This is a genomic window from Streptomyces sp. NPDC021020, assembly GCF_044333285.1.
GTDB lineage: Bacteria > Actinomycetota > Actinomycetes > Streptomycetales > Streptomycetaceae > Actinacidiphila.
Genome location: NZ_JBIRQQ010000006.1, coordinates 507318 through 527602, shown reverse-complemented (window position 1 = coordinate 527602; position 20285 = coordinate 507318). Strand labels below are relative to the sequence as shown.

Below are 20285 nucleotides of genomic sequence, written 5' to 3'. Positions count from 1 at the left end.
GTTCGAGCCCCGTCCGGCCCTGGGCTCAGCCTGTCGCTGTTGCGTACGTGGACCAGATCGATGTCGGGAAGGTGCTGCCCGTGTGCTCGTGGGGGCGGGTGCCGGTCGTGGCGGTCAGGGGTTCGGTCTGCTGGGTCTTGGGGTTGATGCGGAAGAGGGCGACGGCTGTGGACGCGCCGGGGGTCCAGCCGGCGTACCAGGCGGAGGTGTTGTCGGGGGCGGTGCCGGCCAGGCCCGTGCGGTCCTTGCCGCGTGACAGGGCGGCGGTGACGTCGGCGGCGACCTGGGGGGTGAAGGGGTGGGTCACGGCGGGGGTGCGGAGGGGGGCGGGGTCGCCGTCGCGGGTGACGCGGAGGACGGAGTAGGGGTCGGTGTGGGTGCCGTGGGCGGCGAAGGTGGCGTACGCGCCCGCGACGCGGATCGGGCTCGGGGTGGCCGTGCCCAGCGAGAACTGCGGGATCTGCTCGGCGAATCCGCTGTCGGGCAGCAGGCCCGCGTCGACCGAGGCGCGGCGGACGCGGTCGATGCCGACGTCCATGCCGAGCTGGACGACGGCGGTGTTGACGCCCTCGGCGACCGCCTTGCTCAGCGGGATATGGCCCCATGACCGGCCGCCGTCGTTCGCGACGCGGACGATCTTGCCGTCGCGGCTCCAGTACGGGCCCTCCGGGGTGCGGACGGCTGTCTTGTCGTCGCCGTCGTAGAGGGTGCCGGGCGTGACGGGGGTGCGCGGGGCGTCGCGGGTGAGCTGGGCGCCGTCGCGCAGGCCGGCCGCGTAGACGAAGGGGGCGTAGACCGTACCGACGGGGACGATCGCGATGTTGGCGTCGTCGAAGCCCTGCTTCACGTAGTCGGGCCCGCCGTAGAGCGCGAGGATACGGCCGTCCGTCGCGACGGACGCGGCGCCGACCCGTACGTCCCGGTCGGCGGGGCGCGACGCGGGGTCCAGCGCCGCCAACTGGCCCTGGACGGAGGTCGCGAGGGCGGTGACGCGGGGCTTCTCGAAGGTCGTGTAGATCTGGTAGCCGCCGCGGTCGAACTCCGCGTCGGAGATGTCGCTGTGCGCGGAGACGTACGCGCGCGCGGTGTCGACGAGGTAGCCGGTCTGCCCGCCGAGGCCCGCGGGGCGGGGCGGGGCCTGCGGCTCGGGGAAGACGGTGATGGCCTTGCGCGCCGCGGCGGACAGATGGCCGGTCTGCACCATCCGGTCCAGCACCCACGACCAACGCTCCACCGCCCGCTTGTGGTTGGCGGGGCTGAGCGCCGGGTCGAACATGCCCGCGCCCTTGAGCACCGCGGCCAGCAGCGCGCTCTCGCTCACGGTCAGCTGCGAGACGTCCTTGCCGTAGTACGCCTTCGCCGCCCGCTGCACCCCGTAGGCGCCGCGCCCGAACCAGCTGGTGTTGAGGTAGCCGTCGAGGATCTGGTCCTTGCTGAGCTTGCGGTCCAGTTTCACCGCGAGGAACATCTCGGTGAGTTTGCGCGAGAGCGTGCGGGACTGGCTGAGGTAGACGTTCTTGACGTACTGCTGGGTGATCGTCGAGCCGCCCTGCGCCTCGCCGCCGGTCGCCATGGCCTTGACCGCGCGGGTGATGCCGCGCAGCGAGATGCCGGAGTCGGTGTAGAAGGACGCGTTTTCCGCCGAAAGGACCGCCCCCTGGAGGGACTTGGGGATCCGGCTGAGCGGCATCGACTGCCGGTCGACGGGGCCGACGCGGGCCATCTCGGTGCCGTCCGCCCAGTAGTAGACGTTGTCCTGCTGGGTGGCGAAGGCGTTGAGGTCCGTGGGGATCTGCGTGCGGGCGTAGCCGTAGCCGATGAGCCCGGCGAGCAGGGCCAGCGCCCAGCAGAAGGCCAGCACCGTCTGCCGCGGCGAAGGCAGCCAGCGCCGCACCCCGCGGCGCCCGGGGCGGGGGTAGCGGGGGCGCAGCACGCGCAGGGCGGCGCGCCACCGGACCCGGGGGACGCGCAGCCGCCGCAGGACGTCGGTCACTTTCCGCACCGCTGCCGCCTCCCGTCCGATGACACCGCGGAACGCCCGCGGCGGGCGTCACCGTAGGAAGCGCAACGGGACCGGACCGGGACCGGTAGGCGACAGGTGTGTAACAGCCTTACGGGCGCCGTACGTTGCCGGTCGCGACCCGTCCCGGGGCCAACTCTCGGACGGGCACGGCCCGTTGCCGTCCTGTGACGAATCGGGCCAGGCGCGGTCATGTGGCCGCCGGACGGTGGCGGCATGACTACCGCGAGGAAGCGCTTCCCGGCCGTGCGCCGGCTGGCCCGGCGCGCCGGGGTGCGGGGCCGCCGCCGTACCGCCGCCGTGTGCGGCCTGCTGTGTACGGGGCTGCTCGGCACGGCCGGAGCCGTCACCGTGGCCGTCACGCACGGCGGTTCGGGCGGGAGCGGCGCCGTGCGGAAGGCGCGGGCCGACGCCGTACCGCCCGGGAAGGCGACCGCGCCCGTGACGAAGGCGCCGAGCAGCAGCCCGCCCGCGTGGGACGGCAAGACCCGGGTGATCGGGGACGGTTCGACGTCCGACACCGGGCCGCAGGCGCACCAGCTCGTGCCGCACAAGCTCAAACCGGGGGAGAAACCCCCGCAGTTCGTGGTGTTCTCGTGGGACGGCGCGCTGGAGAACGACGACCACCTCTTCTCGCGCTTCCGCAAGGTCGCCGAGCAGAACGGCGCGCACATGACGTTCTTCCTCAGCGGCATCTACACCGTGCCCAAGGACAAGCGCAGCCTCTACCAGCCGCCCCGGCACGGCCGCGGCGACTCCGCGATCGACTTCCCCACCGACGAGCACATCCGCTGGACGCTGGAGCAGCTGCGGCTCGCCTGGCAGGACGGCGACGAGATCGGCACCCACTTCAACGGCCACTTCTGCGCCCCCGACCCGGGCGGCGGCGGCACGTGGAGCACCGCCGACTGGCAGAGCGAGATCGCGCAGGCGTACTCCTTCGTGGAGCACTGGAAGACGAACACCGGCTTCACCGACATCCCGCCGCTGCCCTTCGACTACTCCAAGGAGCTGGCCGGCGGCCGCGCCCCCTGCCTGGAGGGCCAGAAGAACCTGCTGCCCGCCGAGAAGGCCAACGGCTGGCGCTACGACGCCAGTTCGCCCGGCGACTTCCAGATGTGGCCGCAGCAGAAGGACGGCGTGTGGGATTTCCCGCTGCAGCTCATGCCCTACCCGGGCAAGGAGCAGCAGATCCTCGCGATGGACTTCAACTTCCTCTACAACCAGTCCGGCGGCGACGTCACGCAGGGCGACCCGGCCCAATTCCCCACCTGGGAGAAGGAATCCCGGCAGGCGTACCTCAACGGCTTCGAGCGCGTCTACAACGGCAGTCGCGCCCCGCTCTTCATCGGCAACCACTTCGAGACGTGGAACGGCGGCATCTACATGCAGGCCGTCGAGGACGTCGTCAAGGACGTGTGCCACCGCAAGGGCGTGCAGTGCGTGTCCTTCAAGGAGCTGAGCGACTGGCTCGACGTCCAGGACCCGGCGGTCCTGGCGAAGCTGCGCACGCTGGACCCGGCGGAGTCGCCGGACTGGTCGACGTTCCTGAAGTGACGCCCGGGATGCCTGTCATGTGACCCGGATTATGTGATCGTCCCGTAACAAAAACGGATGCCGGGGCCAGAGGTCCGGATACTGAGGGCATGGCACGGCTGCTGGTGATCGAGGACGACCGCGCGGTCCGCGAGGGGCTGCTGCTCGCGCTGCGCCGGCAGGGGCACGACGTCGCCGCGGTCCCGAGCGGCGAGGAGGGGCTCGCGCACCTGCGGGCCCAGCGCCCCGACGTGGTCGTGCTCGACCTGATGCTGCCCGGAATGCCCGGCCTGGAGGTCTGCCGGCGGATCCGCGACAGCGACGACCAGGTGCCGATCATCATGGCGACCGCGCGCGGCGACGACATCGACATCGTCGTCGGTCTGGAGGCGGGCGCCGACGACTACGTGGTCAAGCCGGTGCAGGCGCGGGTGCTGGACGCGCGGATCCGCGCGGTGCTGCGCCGCGTCGCCGGCCCCGGCTCGGGTCCGGGCGGCGCCGGGCCGGTGCCGCGCCCCGAACGCCACGGCGACCTCACGATCGACCGCGCCGCCCTCACCGTCGCCCGGCACGGCGTACCCGTCCCGCTCGCGCCCTCCGAACTGCGCCTGCTGCTCCTGCTGTCCGCGTCCCCCGGCCAGGTCTTCAGCCGCCAGCAGCTGCTCGAAGCGGTGTGGGAGCACAGCTACCACGGCGACGCCCGGCTCGTGGACGCGTGCGTGAAGCGGCTGCGCACCAAGCTGGACGAGCCCGCGGAGGAGCGCTGCATCCAGACCGTGCGGGGCTTCGGCTACCAGTTCCGCCGCTTCTCCGCCGCGGCCCGGCAGGCGCCGCGGTGACGCACGCAGCGCGTACGGAGCGGGGTCCGGCGCCGACCGCCGCGCAGGCACCGCGTACGGAGCGGGGCCCGGCGGGCGCAGCCGCTCAGGCACCGCGTACGGAGCCGGGCCCGGCGGGCGCAGCCGCTCAGGCACCGCGTACGGAGCCGGGCCCGGCAGGCGCAGACGCGCAGGCGCCGCGGCGCAAGGGGCCGCGGCGCGGCGGGCTGCCGCGCGGGGGCCTGCGGATGCGGCTGCTGGTCGCCTTCGCGCTGGTCGCCGTCCTCGCCACCCTCACGACCGGCGGGCTCGCCTTCCGCGCCGCCCGTATCGGCCTGCTCCAGCAGGGGCAGGACACCGTCATCACGCAATTCCGCGACGACGTCGACAGCCTCGCCTCCACCCTCGGCTTCCCGCCCGACCAGCGCGAGCTGGACGCCTTCGCCGCGGACCTCGCGCACGCCCAGCGCACCGTCAACTGGCGCGTCCTGGCCACCTACGGCGACCTCAGCGCGACCTCGGAGCCCGGCGACACCTTCCCCGAACTCACCCCGGAGGTAAGGGAGTCGGTCCGGACGAAGGCCGCCACCGTCTTCCAGCGGGTCGCCACCGACCACGGGCCCGCGCTCGTCGTCGGCCTGCCCGTCGACTTCGCCACCCCCGACACCACCCGGCGGCCCTCCGGCGTCGCCGTCTTCCTCACCGTCTCGCAGGTCGACGAGCAGGGCTACGTGGACGCGCTCGTCTCCGCCGTCGAACGCGCCACCGTGCCCGCGCTGTTGGTCGCCGTCCTGCTCGCGCTGCTCGCCGCCCGCGGGGTGCTGCGGCCGGTCCGCGAGCTGCGGCGCGCCACCCGGCGGATCGCCGAAGGGCACCTGGAGACCCGGCTCGCCGTGCACGGCTCCGACGAACTCGCCGACCTCTCCCACACCTTCAACGACACCGCGGCCGCGCTGGAGGCCTCCGTCGCCGAGCTGCGCCGTATGGAGGGCCGCGCCCGCCGCTTCGCCGCCGACGTCTCGCACGAGCTGCGCACCCCGCTCGCCGCGATGGCCGCCGTCACCGACGTCCTGGACGAGGACGCGGCCGACCTCGACGGCGACACCGCGACCGCCGTCCGCCTCATCAGCGGGGAGACCGTCAAGCTCGTGCGGCTCGTGGACGACCTCATGGAGATCTCCCGCTTCGACGCCGGGGCCGCCGACCTGCACCTCGACGAGGTCGACCTCGCCGAGTCCGTACGCCGTACGCTCGCCACCCGCGGCTGGCAGGACACCGTCACGACCGACCTGCCGCCGCCCGACACCGCCCGCGGGCGGGTGGACCCGCGGCGCCTCGACGTCATCGTCGCCAACCTCGCGGGCAACGCGCTGCGGCACGGGGCGCCGCCCGTCACGCTCACGATGACGGTACGGGCGCTGCCCGGCGGCGACCACGAGGCCGTCATCGAGGTCGGCGACCACGGGCCCGGCATCCCGGCGGACGTGCTGCCGCACGTCTTCGACCGCTTCTACAAGTCCGACACCTCGCGGACCCGGACGGAGGGCAGCGGCTTGGGCCTGTCCATCACGGCGGAGAACGTCCACCTGCACGGCGGCACCATCACCGCGGCGGACCGCCCCGGCGCGGGCGCGACCTTCACGGTGACGCTGCCGCTGCGCCGCGACTCCCGCGGCTCATGAGCCGCGCCTTCCGCCGCCGGGGGCGGCTCCTCGCGGTGCTGGCCGGCGCGCTCGCGGGCGTCACCGGCCTCGCCGGGTGCGGGATCCCGAGCACGGGCGTGGTGGAGGCGGGGGAGCCGGGCAGCGGGATCCGCCCGGCGACCACGCTGTACTTCGTGCGTACGGACGACGGCACCCTCGCCACCGTCCAGCGGCAGGGGAACGTGCCGGTGGGGGCGGAGGGGGCGCTGAGCCTGCTCTTCAAGGGCCCCGCCCCCATGGAGGGCAAGCTGCTGGGCCTGACGACGCTGCTGGTCCTGCCGCCGGGCTCGGTCGGCCTGGACCGCACGGAGGACACCCTCACGGTCGAGCTCGGCCCGGACGCCGGGCGCCTCCCCCCGGCCGCCGTCGACCAGATCGTCTGCACGGCCACCACGGCGGAGGCCCTGCTCTCCGCGACCAGTACCCCGCCCGCCGTCAAGGTCACCGCCGCGGGCCGCCCCCAGCACGGCACCCTGCCCGACCCCGCCGCCTGCCCCGCGGTGGCACCGGCGAAGCCGGTCGCGACGTTCCCGGTGGAGCAGAACCCCTGATCGTCAGCGCCGCTGACCGTCAGCCGTGGGCGGCCCCTGATCGTCAGCCCCGCTGATCGTCCTTGCCCGTGAAGAGCGGGATCATCAGGTCGCGTTCCGCCGCCGTGAAGGGCGGGTCCTCCAGGGGAGCGGGGTGGAACGGGCTGAGGACCGTCGCCGCCACGTCCGGGCGCAGGGCCGCGGCCTGGGGCGCGGACAGGCTCATGACGTCGAGGAACGCGCGGCTCACCGAGCGCCGCCGGGTCGCCGTGTGCATCAGCCGGTCCGAGTAGCGGGCCATCACCGCGCCGAGCGGCCCCGGCGCCTGCCCCTCCGCCTCCGGGTAGCGCAGGTCCTGGCCCGCGGCCAGCGCCCACGCCGCGTCCGCCGCCCGCGCCGCCCCGCGCTGCACCCGCCGGGCCAGGCCCGGCCCCGGGCGGCGGGCGACCTCGTCGCGCAGCACCAGCGCGTGCCGGGCGGCGACCGACATCCCGTGCCCGTAGAGCGGGTTGTACGTCGCGAGCGCGTCCCCCAGCACGACCAGGCCCTCCGGCCAGACCCGCATCCGCTCGTAGCGGCGCCGCTGGTTGACGGTGCTGTGCGAGACCGTCACGTCGCTCAGCGGGGTGAGCCGCGAGACGAGGTCGGCGAGCACCGGGTGCCGCAGGCCCCGCGCGAACGCCTCGAACGCGTCCGGGTCCGCGGTCGGCTGCGCGCCGCGCGTACCGGACAGCGTCACGAGCCAGCGGCCGTCCTCGACGGGCAGGATCGTGCCGTTGAGGCCGGGCACCGGCTGCCGCGGGTCGGCCTGGAGGTTCACCGCCGGGAAGGACCGCATACCGGACGGCGCCCGGAAGAAGCGGCTGGCGTAGCCGAGGCCGGAGTCGACGACGTCGGTGCGCACCGGGGCCAGGCCCAGCCGGTCCAGCCAGCGCGGCATCGAGGAGCCGCGGCCGCCCGCGTCCACGACGAGGTCGGCCTCCAGCGTCTCCTCGCGCCGCCCGTCGTGCACCAGCACGCCGGTGACGGCGGTCGTGGTGCCGCGCAGGCCGAGCACCGAGCGGCCGGCCAGCGTCCGCACCCCGGGCAGCCGGGTGACGCGCTCGCGTACCGCCCAGTCCAGCAGGTCGCGCGTCGCCGAGAGGAAGAACTGCTGCTCGGGGAAGCGGGTGAGCCAGCCGCCGGAGGTCAGGACGACGAGGTCGGACGGGACGGCGATACGGCGGCCGCCCGCCGCGAGCACGGCGTCCGCCGTGCCGGGCACCAGCGTGTCGAGGGCGCGGGCGCCGCCGGACCACAGCAGATGGGCGTGCCGCGCCTGCGGGACCCCCTGGCGCGGGAGGGGCCCGTGCGGAAGCTCGTACCGCTCGACGACCGTGACGGTCATCGTCTCCGCGAGCGCCGCCGCGGCGAGCATGCCCATGAGGCTGCCGCCGATCACCACCGCCCGGCCCGTACGCCGGCCAACCCCCGCCATGAGCTCTCCTTCGTGCCGCTCCCGCAAACCTGCCCTGCGGGCCGCTTCCCCCAACCCTCCGGGCTGCCCCATTCTGCCGCGCCGGGATCTTGCCCCGGCGGTGGGTCGCACGCGGAGTTTCCCGCGCCTCCTTATAGGGGGACTCGCGGTCCCAGGAAGCGGAGGGCTCTGGGTGCCGCGCCCCGCGCGAGGGAGGCTGAGGGGGCAACCCCCACCGCGACGAAAGGCGGCACGCCACATGACACGCACTCCCGGAGGGACGTTCACCCCCGCGCCCGGTCTGACCCTCAGCCGGATGGGATACGGCGCGATGCAGCTCGCGGGGCCCGGCGTGTTCGGGCCGCCGAAGGACCGGCCGGAGGCCGTCCGCGTGCTGCGGACGGCGGTCGAGCTGGGCGTCACCCACATCGACACCAGCGACTTCTACGGCCCGCACGTCACCAACGAGATCATCCGCGAGGCCCTGCACCCGTACCCCGACGACCTGGTGCTGGTCACCAAGGTCGGCGCCCGGCGCGACGACAAGGGCGCGTGGCTGCCCGCGCTCTCGCCGGAGAGCCTGCGCTCGGCGGTCGAGGACAACCTGCGCAACCTCGGCGTCGAGGCGCTGGACGTCGTGAACCTGCGGGTCGGCGACGTCGAGGGCCCCTCGGAGGGCTCGGTCGCGGAGGGCTTCGGCGTCCTCGCCGAGCTGCGCGAGCAGGGCAAGATCCGGCATCTGGGCCTGAGCAACATCAACGACGCGCAGCTCACCGAGGCGCAGGCCATCGCCCCGGTCGTCACGGTGCAGAACCTCTACAACATCGCGCACCGCGTCGACGACGCCCTCGTGGACCGGGCCGCGAAGGAGAGCATCGCCTTCGCCGCCTTCTTCCCGCTCGGCGGCTTCTCCCCGCTCCAGTCGGCGACGCTGGAGGCCGTGGCCGCGCGGGTCGGCGCGACCCCGCAGCAGACGGCGCTGGCGTGGCTGCTCCAGCGCTCCCCCGCGATGGTGCTGATCCCCGGCACGTCCTCGGTCGCGCACCTGCGGGAGAACATCGCGGCGGCGGATCTGGAGCTGCCGGCGGACGCGGTGGCCGAGCTGAACGCGGTCTGACGTACCGTCGTACGGCGAGCGTACGGTCCGCGTACGGGGCCGGGGCCCGAGCGCCCCGGCCCCCGCGCAGCCCCGCTATACGCGATGTGTATAGTTCCACGCGGTCCGCCCGCGGTGGGCGAAACCACCACCACGGGGGAGGACTTCCGCATGCGCCTCGCGCACCTCATACGTACCACCAGCAACATACGCACCCGCAAGCGCACCCGCGCCCTCGCCGCCCTGCTCGGCACCGCCGCCCTCGGCGCCACCCTGACCGGCTGCAACGGCTACGACGCGACCTACCCCTCCAGCGCCCGCAGCCACACCGACGCGCACCCCGCGGCCTTCGCCGCCACCTCCGACGGCGGCACCGTCGACTGCCGCAAGGCCAAGTGCGTGGCCCTCACCTTCGACGCGGGGCCCAGCGTGCGCACCCCGCAGATCCTGGCGATCCTGGCGAAATACCACGTCCACGCCACCTTCTTCACGCTCGGCAAGAACCACGTGATGAAGCACCCGGAGATGGTGAAGGCGATGGCGGCGCAGGGCCACGAGGTCGAGACGCTGACGTGGTCGCACCAGATCCTCACGAAGATCAGCAAGGACGAGGTCCGCAAGGAGATCACCGAGGGGCGGGACGCCGTCGAGAAGGTCATCGGCGTGCGGCCGACGCTGCTGCGCCCGCCGCAGGGCCGCACCAGCTCCACCGTCACCGGGATCGTCAAGGACCTCGGCATGTCGGAGGTGGTGTGGAGCTCGGACGGCGCCGACTACAAGACCACCGACTCCAAGCTCATACAGGAGCGGATCCTGAAGAAGACCAAGCGGGACGGCATCATCCTGCTGCACGACCTCGTCGACCCGACGAACAAGGGCTACAACGGCACGATCGCCGCGATACCCGGCATCATCTCCACGCTCCAGCAGCAGGGTTACACCTTCGTCACCGTCAAGCAGCTGCTCGCGCCCGGGAATCCGCAGCCCGGCAAGGTCTACAAGTGACGCTCCCGCGGCGGGCCGGAAGTTAAAGGTCCCGCTAAGGACCGCCTGCGACGGTTCCCTACGGGTTCGGTTGGCGTGCACACTACAGCCCGGTGGCCGCCATGAACGGTTACCGAACGGCCAAGTCCGCTCACCGAACCCCACGTTGGAGTCGTCATCACCGACATATCCACACCCCGTGCAGTGCGGGCCGCCGTGATCGCGGCGGCCTCGCTCGCCCTGGCGTCCGGCTCGCTGCTGATCGCCGCCCCGTCGCAGGCCGCCTCCGGCGCCGCCGCGCCGACCGCGAAGACCATCGCCGACAGCCACCCGGCGTGGGCGACCGCGTCCGGTGACGCCGGCGCCGTCGCGGCGTCGACCCAGATCACCGGGACCGTCCACCTCGCCGGCCAGGACCCGGCGGGCCTGGCCGCGTACGCCACCGCGGTGTCCGACCCGGCGAACGCCGCCTACGGGCAGTTCCTGACCCCCGCGCAGTACCAGGCGCGGTTCGGCGCCACGGCCGCGCAGGTCAAGGCCGTCACCGCGTGGGCGACGGGCGCCGGTCTGACGGTGCTGGGCAGCACCACGCACGCCGTGACCGTACGCGGCACCAACAGCGCGATCACCAAGGCCTTCGGCACCGGCATCCACAACTACCGGGTGAGCGGCAAGCTGCGGCACGCCCCGGCCCGCGACGTCACCGTGCCCGCGTCCGTGGCCTCCGCCGTCCTCGGCGTGACGGGCCTCAGCTCGGCCGGCGACAACGTCGTACGCCCGGACTACGTGCGTACGGACGACGGCGGCCCGGCCACCACCCCCGCCGGGCACAAGAAGCCCGGCGACCAGCTGCCGACCACCGCGACCTGCTCGGACTACTGGGGCCAGAAGACGACGACGGCCGGCCCCGCCGGATACGCCAAGGGCGCGGTGCCCTTCGACCAGTGCTCCTTCTACCCCTCCCAGCTGCGCAAGGCCTACGGCATCACCGCCTCCGGCCTGACCGGCAAGGGCGCGACGGTCGCGATCGTGGACGCGTACGCCTCCTCGACGATGCTCGCGGACGCCGACCAGTACGCGACCGCGCACGGCGACAAGGCCTTCCGGGCGGGGCAGTACCGCGAGGTCGTCGACCCCTCGCAGTGGGAGGACCAGGACCTGTGCGGCGGCCCCGAGGGCTGGGCGCCCGAGGAGGCCCTGGACGTCGAGATGGCGCACGGCCTCGCACCGGACGCGAACGTCGTCTACGTCGGCGCCAACTCGTGCAACGACGACGACCTGCTCGGCGCGATCACCACGATCGTGGACGGCCACCTCGCGGACGTGATCTCCAACTCGTGGGGCGAGATCATGCACACCACGGACAACGCCGACGTCTCGGCGTCCGAGATCGCCGCCTACGAGCAGGTCTTCCAGCAGGCCGCGGCCGAGGGCATCGGCGTCGGCTTCTCCGCGGGCGACTGCGGCGACTCCAGCCCGACCGCGGCCGCGACCGGCGCCAACTGCCAGGCCGACACCCCGCGCGCGCAGGCCAACTGGCCCGACTCCGACCCGTGGGTGACCTCGGTCGGCGGCACCGCGCTCGGCATCTCGTCGAAGTCCGGCACGTACGGCTTCGAGACCGACATGGGCACCCTGCGCTCCAACCTGTCGGCGGACGGTACGAGCTGGGTGCCCTCGGTGCCCGCGCCCTTCTACTTCGGCGGTGGCGGCGGCACCAGCGAGGACTTCGCGCAGCCCGCGTACCAGCGCGGCGCCGTCCCGTCCTCGCTCGCGCACACCCTGATGACCGGCGCGCACAGCCGCACCGCGCAGCGCGTCACCCCCGACGTCTCGATGAACGGCGACCTCTACACCTCGGTGCTGGTCGGCATCTCCGACGGCGCCGACTACAGCGAGGGCGGCTACGGCGGCACGAGCGTCAGCTCGCCGGAATTCGCGGCGCTCCAGGCCGACGCGATCCAGGCCCGCCACCATGCGATCGGCTTCGCCAACCCGGTGCTCTACGCGCACCCGGACCTGCTGCGCGACGTCGTCGACGAGAACGCGGCGCACCACGCCAAGACCCCGCTGAGCAGCATCGTCGACTTCGGTGAGGTCAACGGCGCGCTGACCGTACGGCTTGTCGCCTTCGGCCAGGACACCTCGCTCAACGCCGTCCGCGGCTACGACAACGCGACCGGCCTCGGCACCCCGACGCTGGCCTACCTGCGGTCCTTCGGCCACCACTGACCGTCCTTTGACGCAGGAGCCGGGTCCCTCGGGGCCCGGCTCCTGCGTTTTCCACCCGGCTCAGTCGCGGTAGTGCAGGACGAAGCGCAGCGCGTCGCCGCGGATCCGGCGGCGGACGAAATACAGCGGCGTGCCGTCCGGGGCGCAGCTCACGCCCTCGCGGACCAGCAGCGGGTGGCCGGTGGGCACGCCGAGCAGCGGCGCGTCGGTGAGGTCGGCGGCCGTCGCGGAGAAGGCCCGCCAGTCGTACTCGACCCGGTGGCCGAGCACCTGGTGCAGGGCCGCGGCCAGGTTGGCGGTGGCCTCCAGCGCGGGCAGCACCTCGGGGACGAGGCCGGCGTCGAGCCAGTAGCTGCACACCGCGAGCGGCCGGCCGTCCGGGGCGACCAGGGTGTCGATCCGGCCCAGCTCGGCCGCGGGCCGGGCGAGCGCGCGGACGGCCTCGCCGCCCTCGTCCGCGGCGGCGGTGCCGAGGACGCGCTCGACGCGGGCGGCCTGCGGGTCGGGCGGCGGCGCCCCGTCCGGGCCCGGCGGCGCGTCCACGGCCTGGCTGCGCGGGTTGACGTGCACCGACACCTGCGGGACCCGGGTGCGGACGAAGGTGCCGATGCCGCGCCGGATCTCGATCGTCCCGGCCCGGTCCAGCTCGCCCATCGCCTGCCGCACGGTCAGCCGGTTGACGGCGTAGTGCGCGGCCAGCTCCGGCTCGCTGGGCAGGGCCGCGCCCGCGGCGAATTCCCCCGCGTCGATCCGGCGCTGGAGCCGCTGCGCGAGCTGGCGGTAGAGGGGGACGGTGCCGTGGCGCTGCAACACCGTACGGATTCTAGAGCGATCCTCCACGGCTGCGGCGGTCGCGCACCGGGAGTTCACCTGGGCGTCGGCGGGGCGTACGGCGGGCGGGCCCGGGGCGTCATCCGCGAAATCTAGACGTATAGATGTCACCTCTGACCTCAGGAGATATCGCCATGTCCGACCTCAGCCGCCGCCGCGTCCTGGCCACCGGCGTCACCGCCGCGCTCACCCTCGGCGCCCTCGCGACCGGCACCGCGGCCGCCTCCGCGCACTCCGCGCACCCGTCGAAGCCGGGGCACTCCACGCCCGCCGCGCACCACGCGATCCCCTTCACGGCCGCGACCGTCACGCAGCAGGCGAACGGCTCCTTCAGCATCAGCTGGACCTCGGCCCCCGGCGTCGGCCGCGTCTCCGTCTACGCCGGGCGCGACCAGCAGCACATCGCGCACGGCCACGCCCTCGCGACCGGCCGCGGCACCGCCACCGTCACCGTGCCCTCGCCCGGCACGGCCGACCGCTGGTGGTTCGAGCTCGTCCCGGACCACGGGCAGCCGCTGACGATCGCCGACCGCTCGCTGCACCTCGCCTCCGCCCCCAACTTCCGTGACGCGGGCGGCTACCGCACCACCGACGGCCAGTGGGTGCGGATGGGCGTCCTCTACCGCTCCGGCGACCTGAGCGCCCTCACCGACGCCGACCTCGCGACCCTGCACCGGCTCGGCATCCGCACCGACATCGACCTGCGCACCGCCACCGAGCGCGGCACCGCCCCCGACCGCCTCCCGTCCGGTACGCGCTACGTCGTCGCCGACGTGCTCGGCGACGCGCTGTCCGGCGCGCTGCCCACCACCGAGGACGCAGCCGAGCAGATGATGACCGAGGGCGAGCGCACCATGGTCTCCGGCGACAACGCCAAGAAGGCCTACACCACGCTCGTCGACGCCGCCGCCGACCCGCGCGCGGCCGCCGTGGTCTACCACTGCACCGCGGGCAAGGACCGCACCGGCTGGGCCAGCGCGACGCTGCTGACCGCGCTCGGTGTGCCGCGCGCGACCGTCGTGCAGGACTACCTGGCCAGCAACACCTACCGCGCCGCCGAGAACGCCGCCGCCCTCGCGCAGCTCCCCGAGGCCATGCGCCCGGCGTACAAGGCGCTGCTCGACGTCCGCCCGGAGTACCTGAACGCGGGCTTCGACGAGGTCGCGCGGAAGTACGGCTCCTTCGACCGCTACCTCGACGCGGCGCTCGGCTTCGACAGCCGCGACGTGCGCGAGCTGCGCCGGCGGCTGCTGGTCGGCTGACACCCCTTCGGCCGCGGGAGGTCAGGGTCGGGCGGCGCGGGGGATGCGCTGCTCGACCCAGATGATCTTCCCGCCCTTGGTGTAGCGGGTGCCCCACCGCTCGCCCATCTGCGCCACCAGGAAGAGGCCGCGCCCGCCCTCGTCGGTGGTCGCGGCGTACCGCAGGTGCGGGCTGGTGCTGCTGGCGTCGGCGACCTCGCAGATGAGGGTGCGGTCCAGCAGCAGCCGTACGTCGATGGGCCCGGTGGCGTACCGGATCGCGTTGGTGATCAGCTCGCTGAGGATCAGCTCGGTGGTGAACGCCAGCTCGTCCAGGCCCCATTCGGTCAGCCGGTCGGTCGCCGCGTTGCGTACGGCGGCCACCGCGGCGGGGTCGGAGGGCACGTCCCAGCGGGCGATACGGCTCGCGGGCAGCGCGCGCGTCGCGGCGACGAGCAGCGCGATGTCGTCGGTGGGCGCTGCGGGCAGCAGGGCGCGGACGACCGCGTCGCAGGTCGCGTCCGCACCGCGGTCCGGGTGGCCGGCGAGCGCCGCGCGCAGCCCGTCCAGGCCGACGTCGATGTCGCGGCTGCGGTCCTCGACCAGGCCGTCGGTGTACAGGACCAGCCGGCTGCCCTCCTCCAGCCGGAATTCGGCGGCCTCGAAGGGCAGCCCGCCCAGGCCCAGCGGCGGGCCCGCGGGCACGTCCAGCAGCTCCACCGTGCCGTCGGGGGCGACCAGCGCGGGCGGCAGATGGCCGGCCCTGGCCATCTCGCAGACCCGCGTCACCGGGTCGTACACCGCGTACAGGCACGTCGCCCCGGTGATCGGGGCCGCCCCGGGCTGCACCGGCCCGTCCCCGGTCTCATCCTTGTCGATCCGGCCGACCAGGTCGTCCAGATGGGCCAGCAGGTCGTCGGGCGGCAGGTCCAGCATGGAGAAGTTGAAGACGGCCGTCCGCAGCCGGCCCATCGTGGCCGCCGCGTGCATGCCGTGCCCGACGATGTCGCCGACCACCAGCGCGACGCGTGCGCCGGGCAGCGGGATGACGTCGAACCAGTCGCCGCCGACACCCGCCTGCGCGGGCAGGTAGCGGAAGGCGACGTCCAGTGCGTTCTGCTCGGGCAGGCCGTGCGGCAGCAGGCTCTGCTGGAGGTCGACGGCCATCGCGGTGCTGCCGGTGATGGCCGAGTCGATCTGCTCCTGGGTGCTGTACTTGGTGTCGAACAGGCCGGTGTTGCGGCCGACCCGCAGCACCGCCACCCGGTCCGCGACCGCCCGCACCTCGTCCAGCTCCGGGCTCACCAGCAGCACCCCGAGCCGCTGCTCACGCAGCCGCTGCACCAGCTCCAGCACCCGGGCCGCCTGCCGCGGGCCGAGCGCGGCCGTCGGCTCGTCGAGGACGATCAGCCGCGGCTCGCCGAGGAGCGCCCGGGCGATCGCCACCGCCTGCCGCTGCGCCCCGGACAGCGACGCGACGGGCGTGCGCAGGCTCTCGATCCGCACCGACAGGCTGTCCAGCAGGGCGCGGGCGCGCTTCTCCATCCGGATCTCGCTGAGCATCCCGAAGGTGCGCAACTCCCGGCCGAGGAAGAGGTTCTGGACGGTGTCGAGGTTGTCGCACAGCGCCAGGTCCTGGTGGATCGTGGCGATGCCCAGCTCCATGGCGTCCTGCGGGCGGCGCAGCTCGACCGGGCGGCCGCACCACTCCACCACGCCCTCGTCGGGCGGCGTCACCCCGGAGAGGACCTTGACCAGCGCGGACTTACCCGCACCGTTGCTGCCGACCAGGCCGACGACCTCGCCCTCCCGGACGGTCAGGCCGACCTCGCGGAGCGCCTGCACCGCGCCGAACCGCTTGGAGACTCCGCGCACGGCCAGCAGCGGGCTGTCGCTCACGCACACCACCTCCTGCCCCCGGGGCGCCCGGCCTCCCGGCCTCCCGACCCCGGCGCACCGCCGGGTCGGCCCCCGCGTACCGAAGTCTGCCCCCAGGAAGGGGGAAGCGCACCAGGGCCGTACAACGACCGCGCAACGGCCCGGCAACAGTCGGCGCGCGGCGGCCCGTCCGAGACGGCTCCGGGCGCGCTTGCGCGGGAACGGCAGCGGCCGCGGGCGCCCGGGAGGGCGGGCCCGCGGCCGCTCATACGGTCAGGCAGTCCTGAGGCGGAACCTCAGGCAGTGGGGTGCTGGTGGTCGTGCACCGCGGGCTGGCCCATGGCCGGCTGCGGCTGCATGGCGCCGGACTGGAGCTGCTCGGCCTGCTCCTTGGTGATCTGCTGGGCGGCGCCGCAGAAGGTGCACTGCGTCAGGTATTTGGTGCTGAGCGGGAAAAGCGGCACGAAGAAGAGCGTGAACTTCGTGACGCGCTTCTTGAGCGAGTGCGCAGCGGGATTTCCGCAGCGCCCGCAGACCAGCGTGAGCATGGCCAGTGCGTAAAGATAGGTCCGCGAACCGAATATGATCATGAGTCCCCCCACACAACGGGATTGCCTGTCTCAGCAGAGTGTGCCGTACGAAGCCGACACCACGATATGCGGGGGCGCCATCCCCTTTCCTGTCTTTTCCGGTCACCTGCTCGCGGGCGCCCGGCTCACTCGGTCCTGAGGCTGGTCGCCGTCGGGGTGCGGGCGGCCCAGCCGGCGGGCAGCATCGCGCCCGCGGCGGCGATGGCCAGGCCCGCGAGAGCGAGCAGCGTGACGACCCCCGGGTGGAAGACGGCGATGTCGGCGTGCGGGACGCGGGTGCCGGCCGCCGAGCCCATCGCCGGGACGATCACGCCGTGCAGCGCCATCCCGGCCGGGACCCCGACCACCCCGGCGAGCAGCCCGAGTCCGGCCACCGACGTGACGACCATCGCGATCGTCTGCCGCGGTGACATGCCCAGGGCCTTCATCACCCCGATGTCGTGGACGCGCTCGCGGGTGTCCAGCACCACGGTGTTGAGCACGCCGAGCCCCGCGACCAGGACCAGCATCAAGGTCAGCGTGGCGATGAGCGTGTCCATCGCCACGATGGTGGCGCTGCTGCCGCTGTCCTCCTGGAATGCCTCGACGCCGAGCGGCTTCAGCGCCGCGTTGAGGCCCGTCAGATACGTCCGGGCATTGGCGCCTTGGGTGAGTTTCACGTGAAACATCTCCGGCTGCGCGTCGATACCGACCGCCGTGAGCGTCCGGTAGTCGGTCGAGAAACGCAGGGCGTCGTCGACGATCAGCGCTTCGCCGACGATCGTCACCCGCGTGCTGCGCCCGTCGCCTTCGAGCGTGACCGTCCCGCCGACGTGCGTGCCGGTGGCCTCCAGGAAGCGGTGCCCCACCACGATCTGGCCGGGGCCGGTGAACCAGTGGCCGGTGACCATCTGCAAGGCCGCCCAGGACGCGTCGCCCTGGTAGGCGTCGGCCCGCGCCGCCCCCGCCAGCCCGGCGACGCCCACCCGCGCCTCGCTCGTGCCGACGTATCCGGCCGTGCCCTGCTGCCCGCTGATCGCGCTCAGCAGCTTGCCGGTGTCCACCGGGGCGGGGCGGCCGGCCGGGGCGGGGGGCGCCCCGCCCGCGTTTTTGGCCGGTCCCGGCGGGGGCGCGTCCTTCGGCGGCGCGTGGACGGGAATCGAGATCTGACCGGGGGTGTCGCGGTTGAGGCCGTCCTGGATCGCCGACAGCGACGAGCCCAGCCCGTACGCGAACGTCACACCGACCGCGCCGAACGCGACCGCCACCCAGATCGTCGCCGAGCGCCCCGGCCGCGCGAACGGCCCGGCCAGCCCCATCGTCACCGCCCGCGGCAGCGGCAGCCGGGAGGCCACCCGCGCGGCGAACCGCCCCCGCCCGACCCGCGGCGTGCGGCCGACCGCGAGCGCCTCGACCGTACGCAGCCGGGCCGCCCGCAGCGCCGGAGCCAGCGCGCTCACCACCACCAGCGCGAGCACCCCGGCGGGCACCACGAGGTCCAGCCACCACGCCACCGCGAGCGACCCCGCGCCGTACGCGTCCGAGGCTTGCCTCAGCAGCGGTACGGACGCCAGGTTGCCGAGCAGCACACCCAGCGCGGTGCCGACCGCGGCCGGGATCAGCGCCTGCCCGATGTACGCGCGCCCGACCTGGCCGGGTGTCAGCCCGAGCGACTTGAGCACCCCGATCCGCCGGGTGCCCGCGCTCACCGCGCCGCTCACGACGATGCCGATGATCAGCACCGACATCACCAGCCCCAGCACCCCGAAGGCCACGATGAAGGGCACGAACGTCGCGCTCTGCTCGTCGGCCACATGCTTGGTCGTCAGATACGACAGCCCCGCCGTGAGCGCCCCCTTCGGCGCCGCCGCGGCCACCGCCGCCCTGCCCGCCGTGACCTGCGCGCCCGTCCCGGCATGCGCGAAGCGGTAGAGCATCTCGTACGACGGTACGGCGCCCGGCGCGGCGAACGCCGCCATCTGCGCGGGCACCACCCAGGCGTCCGCGGTCCTGCTGACCGAACGGGCGAGGCCGACGATCGTCAGCTTCGGCGCGCCGGGCAGGCCGGGGAATTCCGTGGTCGCGCCCGGCCGGAAGAGGTCCGGGCCGTCGTCGTTCGCCGCGATCACGATCTGACCGGGGCCGGTGAGCCAGTGGCCCTCGACCAGCGTGACCGCGTCCACCGGGCCGCCCCGGTCGGCGCGGCCCGCGATCGTCAGCGGCGCCAACTGCGAGGCGATCATCCCGCCGCGGCCGTCCGTGAGCCGCGGGGAGGCGGTGACCATGGCGAAGGGCCCGGCCGCGGCCGTGACCCCCGGGGCGTGCGCGGTCGCGGCGACCTGCGCCGCGGTCGCCTTCGAGCCGTCGAAGCGCGCCGTCAGATGCGCGCCGCGCTGCTGCGCGAAGGCGTGGTCGAAGGGCGCCCGCGAGGCGACGACCAGCCCCGCGGCCATGATCGACGCGGTGACGGCCATCATCGTGGTGAGCGCCATCACCACCGTCTGGACGCGCCGCCGCCCGACCCCGGCCCGCACCACCTTGCCGAGCGCGCTCATCGCGCCACCGCCGCGGCGCCGCTGTCGCCCTGGCCGCTGCTACCGCTGACGTCGCGCACGATACGGCCGTCGACCAGCTCGATCGTTCGGCTCGCGCACGCCTCGGCGAGCGCCAGGTCATGGGTGACCAGCAGGATCGTCTGGCCGTCCGCGTTCAGCTCGGTGAGCAGCGCGCGGACCTCCGCGCCCGACGCGGTGTCCAGCGCGCCGGTCGGCTCGTCGGCGAGCAGCAGCGCGGGACGGTTCATCAGCGCCCGCGCCACCGCGACGCGCTGCCGCTCCCCGCCGGACAGCCGCCCGGGGTACGCGCGGGAGTGCCGGGCGATGCCGAGGTAGTCCAGCAGCTCCGCCGCCCGGGCGTGCGCCGACGCGCGCCCCGCGCCGACGAGCTGCGAGGGCAGCAGTACGTTGTCGAGCACGGTCAGGTCGTCGAGCAGGTTGAAGAACTGGAAGACCATGCCGATGCGTTCACGCCGGTAGCGCGCGGACCCGGTCTCGCTCAGCGTGTCGACCCGGACGCCGTCGACCGTGACGCTGCCCTCGGTCGGCCGGTCCAGGCCCGCGACCATGTTGAGCAGCGTCGACTTGCCGCTCCCGGACGGCCCCAGGACGGCGAGCGCCTCCCCGGCCCGGACGGCGAGGTCGAGCCCGTCCAGGGCCGCCGGGCCGTCGCCGTAACTCTTACGCACCTCGCGGATGTCGATGAGGGGTGCACTGCTCATGTGGGTCCTCCCCCGAGCCGTGTGTCGTCAGTGCGCCAGACGCTAGGAGCGGGGGCCGCGGCAGCGCGTCGGCCGCCGTGTGGAAGACGGCTACCGCGGTGGTCGGACCCCGTT

The 20285-nt window shown here is 74.0% G+C and carries 14 protein-coding genes and 2 pseudogenes; 8 read left to right on the top strand and 8 right to left on the bottom strand.

The window, feature by feature from the left end; all coding sequences use genetic code 11:
* Window positions 1-25: 25 nt before the first annotated feature.
* A complete protein-coding gene (locus tag ACH4SL_RS21050) occupies window positions 26-1993 on the bottom strand; it encodes a transglycosylase domain-containing protein (protein WP_398447627.1) in 1968 nt (655 codons plus the stop codon).
* Window positions 1994-2236: 243 nt separating this feature from the next.
* On the opposite strand from ACH4SL_RS21050, the gene ACH4SL_RS21045 reads away from it, so the two are divergent.
* From ACH4SL_RS21045 to ACH4SL_RS21030, 4 genes are all read left to right on the top strand, one after another.
* Window positions 2237-3577, top strand: coding sequence for a hypothetical protein (locus ACH4SL_RS21045; protein WP_398447625.1), 1341 nt, complete (start codon window positions 2237-2239; stop codon window positions 3575-3577).
* An 89-nt stretch (window positions 3578-3666) separates the two neighbouring features.
* Complete coding sequence (locus ACH4SL_RS21040) at window positions 3667-4395, top strand: response regulator (RefSeq protein ID WP_398447623.1); 729 nt, start codon at window positions 3667-3669, stop codon at window positions 4393-4395.
* Between the two features lie 227 nt (window positions 4396-4622).
* Window positions 4623-6056 (top strand): ATP-binding protein, encoded by a 1434-nt coding sequence (locus tag ACH4SL_RS21035; protein WP_398447621.1) that lies wholly within the window; start codon window positions 4623-4625, stop codon window positions 6054-6056.
* Entirely contained in the window at window positions 6053-6628 is a 576-nt protein-coding gene (locus ACH4SL_RS21030; protein ID WP_398447619.1) for a hypothetical protein, read from the top strand. The genes ACH4SL_RS21035 and ACH4SL_RS21030 overlap by 4 nt, the downstream gene beginning before the upstream one ends.
* 43 nt (window positions 6629-6671) lie before the next feature.
* Here ACH4SL_RS21030 and ACH4SL_RS21025 read toward each other — a convergent pair whose 3' ends face one another.
* A complete protein-coding gene (locus ACH4SL_RS21025) occupies window positions 6672-8084 on the bottom strand; it encodes an NAD(P)/FAD-dependent oxidoreductase (protein WP_398447617.1) in 1413 nt (470 codons plus the stop codon).
* A 238-nt stretch (window positions 8085-8322) separates the two neighbouring features.
* Here ACH4SL_RS21025 and ACH4SL_RS21020 point away from each other — a divergent pair, with 238 nt between their 5' ends.
* From ACH4SL_RS21020 to ACH4SL_RS21010, 3 genes are all read left to right on the top strand, one after another.
* Window positions 8323-9180, top strand: a complete 858-nt coding sequence (locus ACH4SL_RS21020; protein WP_398447615.1) for an oxidoreductase — start codon at window positions 8323-8325, stop codon at window positions 9178-9180.
* Window positions 9181-9330: 150 nt separating this feature from the next.
* Complete coding sequence (locus tag ACH4SL_RS21015; protein WP_398447613.1) at window positions 9331-10164, top strand: polysaccharide deacetylase family protein; 834 nt, start codon at window positions 9331-9333, stop codon at window positions 10162-10164.
* Window positions 10165-10347: 183 nt separating this feature from the next.
* The gene (locus ACH4SL_RS21010) at window positions 10348-12375 is read left to right on the top strand and encodes a protease pro-enzyme activation domain-containing protein (protein ID WP_398447611.1); all 2028 of its coding nucleotides are present in this window, start codon (window positions 10348-10350) and stop codon (window positions 12373-12375) included.
* Between the two features lie 60 nt (window positions 12376-12435).
* On the opposite strand, the gene ACH4SL_RS21005 is transcribed toward ACH4SL_RS21010, so the two are convergent.
* Complete coding sequence (locus ACH4SL_RS21005) at window positions 12436-13188, bottom strand: GntR family transcriptional regulator (RefSeq protein ID WP_398447609.1); 753 nt, start codon at window positions 13186-13188, stop codon at window positions 12436-12438.
* Between the two features lie 152 nt (window positions 13189-13340).
* Here ACH4SL_RS21005 and ACH4SL_RS21000 point away from each other — a divergent pair, with 152 nt between their 5' ends.
* Entirely contained in the window at window positions 13341-14468 is a 1128-nt protein-coding gene (locus tag ACH4SL_RS21000; protein WP_398447607.1) for a tyrosine-protein phosphatase, read from the top strand.
* A 21-nt stretch (window positions 14469-14489) separates the two neighbouring features.
* On the opposite strand, the pseudogene ACH4SL_RS20995 reads toward ACH4SL_RS21000, so the two are convergent.
* From ACH4SL_RS20995 to ACH4SL_RS20975, 5 genes and pseudogenes are all read right to left on the bottom strand, one after another.
* A pseudogene (locus ACH4SL_RS20995) lies at window positions 14490-15644 on the bottom strand (SpoIIE family protein phosphatase); the annotation flags it as partial.
* A gap of 198 nt (window positions 15645-15842) precedes the next feature.
* Window positions 15843-16292: pseudogene (locus ACH4SL_RS20990) on the bottom strand (ATP-binding cassette domain-containing protein); the annotation flags it as partial.
* A 329-nt stretch (window positions 16293-16621) separates the two neighbouring features.
* Window positions 16622-16915 carry a zinc-ribbon domain-containing protein gene (locus ACH4SL_RS20985; protein ID WP_398447605.1) on the bottom strand — a complete coding sequence of 98 codons (294 nt, stop codon included), beginning with the start codon at window positions 16913-16915 and terminating at the stop codon, window positions 16622-16624.
* Window positions 16916-17040: 125 nt separating this feature from the next.
* The gene (locus tag ACH4SL_RS20980) at window positions 17041-19449 is read right to left on the bottom strand and encodes an FtsX-like permease family protein (protein WP_398447603.1); all 2409 of its coding nucleotides are present in this window, start codon (window positions 19447-19449) and stop codon (window positions 17041-17043) included.
* Complete coding sequence (locus ACH4SL_RS20975) at window positions 19446-20171, bottom strand: ABC transporter ATP-binding protein (RefSeq protein ID WP_398447601.1); 726 nt, start codon at window positions 20169-20171, stop codon at window positions 19446-19448. Before ACH4SL_RS20975 ends, ACH4SL_RS20980 begins: the two co-directional genes overlap by 4 nt.
* Window positions 20172-20285 lie beyond the last annotated feature (114 nt).

Coding starts and splice junctions, on each gene's coding strand:
- ACH4SL_RS21045 (WP_398447625.1), top strand. CDS start 2,237: ATGACTACCGCGAGGAAGCGCTTCCCGGCCGTGCGCCGGCTGGCCCGG.
- ACH4SL_RS21040 (WP_398447623.1), top strand. CDS start 3,667: ATGGCACGGCTGCTGGTGATCGAGGACGACCGCGCGGTCCGCGAGGGG.
- ACH4SL_RS21035 (WP_398447621.1), top strand. CDS start 4,623: ATGCGGCTGCTGGTCGCCTTCGCGCTGGTCGCCGTCCTCGCCACCCTC.
- ACH4SL_RS21030 (WP_398447619.1), top strand. CDS start 6,053: ATGAGCCGCGCCTTCCGCCGCCGGGGGCGGCTCCTCGCGGTGCTGGCC.
- ACH4SL_RS21025 (WP_398447617.1), bottom strand. CDS start 8,084: ATGGCGGGGGTTGGCCGGCGTACGGGCCGGGCGGTGGTGATCGGCGGC.
- ACH4SL_RS21020 (WP_398447615.1), top strand. CDS start 8,323: ATGACACGCACTCCCGGAGGGACGTTCACCCCCGCGCCCGGTCTGACC.
- ACH4SL_RS21015 (WP_398447613.1), top strand. CDS start 9,331: ATGCGCCTCGCGCACCTCATACGTACCACCAGCAACATACGCACCCGC.
- ACH4SL_RS21000 (WP_398447607.1), top strand. CDS start 13,341: ATGTCCGACCTCAGCCGCCGCCGCGTCCTGGCCACCGGCGTCACCGCC.
- ACH4SL_RS20985 (WP_398447605.1), bottom strand. CDS start 16,915: ATGATCATATTCGGTTCGCGGACCTATCTTTACGCACTGGCCATGCTC.
- ACH4SL_RS20980 (WP_398447603.1), bottom strand. CDS start 19,449: ATGAGCGCGCTCGGCAAGGTGGTGCGGGCCGGGGTCGGGCGGCGGCGC.
- ACH4SL_RS20975 (WP_398447601.1), bottom strand. CDS start 20,171: ATGAGCAGTGCACCCCTCATCGACATCCGCGAGGTGCGTAAGAGTTAC.